2 protein-coding genes are annotated in these 1569 nt (G+C 70.6%); one reads left to right on the top strand and one right to left on the bottom strand.

Annotated elements, in window-relative coordinates; genetic code table 11:
* Nucleotides 1-186: 186 nt before the first annotated feature.
* Entirely contained in the window at nt 187-912 is a 726-nt protein-coding gene (locus AC5RUJ_RS16120) for a FadR/GntR family transcriptional regulator (protein WP_494128565.1), read from the top strand.
* Between the two features lie 102 nt (nt 913-1014).
* Here AC5RUJ_RS16120 and AC5RUJ_RS16115 read toward each other — a convergent pair.
* A partial coding sequence (locus AC5RUJ_RS16115) for a zinc-binding dehydrogenase (protein WP_494156226.1) occupies nt 1015-1569 on the bottom strand: 555 nt, incomplete at its 5' end.

Here is a 1569-nt window from a genome sequence, read left to right as displayed (position 1 = left end):
CCGGACCCGGGGCCGCAGCCGCTTCCGCCGCAACCGCAGCCCGGCCCGTTCCCCGATCCGGGGCCGATCCTGCCGCCGAGAAGGCCCTGACCTTCTGCCGGTTCGCGTCGGCATCGCCCTGCAACACAGCCGGTGTGCGCATCCGGCCCCATAGAATGAACGCGTGACCGCTACCCTTTCGCTCGCATGAGTTCGCGCCTGCACAGCCTCGTCATCGAGACGCTTGGCAAGCGCATCGTCTCCGGCGAGCTGGCGGCCGGCTCCACCGCGCATGCCGAGCAGTTCGAGGCCGAGCTCGGCGTCTCCCGTTCCGTGCTGCGCGAGGCCGTGCGCGTGCTGCAGTCGCTGGGGCTGGTCGAGTCCGTCAAGCGCATCGGCATCCGTGTACTGCCGCCGGAGCAGTGGAACAAGTTCGACCCCTCGGTGATCCGCTGGCGCCTGGCCGGGGACGGCAAGGGCGTCCAGCTGCGCTCGCTGACCGAGCTGCGCTCCGCCGTCGAACCGGCCGCCGCCGAGCTGGCCGCGCAGCATTCGCCGCAAGAGACAGCGGCGGAGCTCATGGCCGTCGCCGCAAAGATGCGGGCGGTGGGACGGGCCGGCGACCTGCAGCAGTTCCTGGAGCTGGACATCCACTACCACACGCTGGTGCTGGCGGCCTCCGGCAACGAAATGTTCGCGCAGATGCACTCGATGATCGCCGAAGTGCTCCGCGGCCGCACCGATTACGGGCTGATGCCCGCGCACCCGCACGAAGAAGCGCTGCAATTGCACGTCGACGTCGCGGACGCCATCCAGTCCGGCCGCCCGGAAGCGGCCCGAGCGGCCATGGACCAGATCATGCGGCGGACCGTGGAAGAAGTGCGCAGCGTCTGGGAGTCCGAGCCCCGGCTGTTCGACGCCCCCGGCACCTAGACCTGCCTTTCCCGGATCAACTATTCAGCAGGCGCCCTTCCCGTGTGCGAGAAGGGCGGCTGCTGAATAGTAGATTCCGGGCGCGGACCGACCGCCCGGCGGCTACTCCGCGTCGCTGAACCGCAGCAGCACCTTGCCGCTCTGCGACGAGTCCCGCGCCATGCCGAACGCCTCCAGGGCGTCGGCCGCGGCGTATTCGTGCGTCGTCACCGGGTCCGCGTAAAGGGAGCCGTCGGCCAGCGCCGCAATCACGTCATCGATCTCGTCGTTGAAGCGGAAGGAACCCACCAGTTCCAACTCCCGGGTGATGGCCAGCGAGATCAGCGCCGGCTGCTCGCCCGAGGGCAGCAGCCCCACCATCACCACGCGGCCGCCGCGGGCCGCACCGCGCACGGCCGACGCCAGACCGTGATGGTTGCCGGACGACTCCAGGCAGATGTCCGCCTCGACCCCGGCGATCGCCTCGGCATCGGTCGCCAGCAGCGTGCGGCCGGCACCCACTTCCCGGGCGATGTCCAGCGGCTTCTCGTGCATGTCGACGGCGACGATCTCGCCCGCGCCGGCCCGCTTCAGCACCGCGATGATCAGGGCGCCGATCGGGCCGCAGCCGATGACCAGCACCCGCTTGCCGGCCACGTCTCCGGCCCGCGCGACGGC

Source organism: Arthrobacter sp. Y3223164, assembly GCF_059091005.1.
This window is presented reverse-complemented; position numbering and strand designations above follow the sequence as displayed.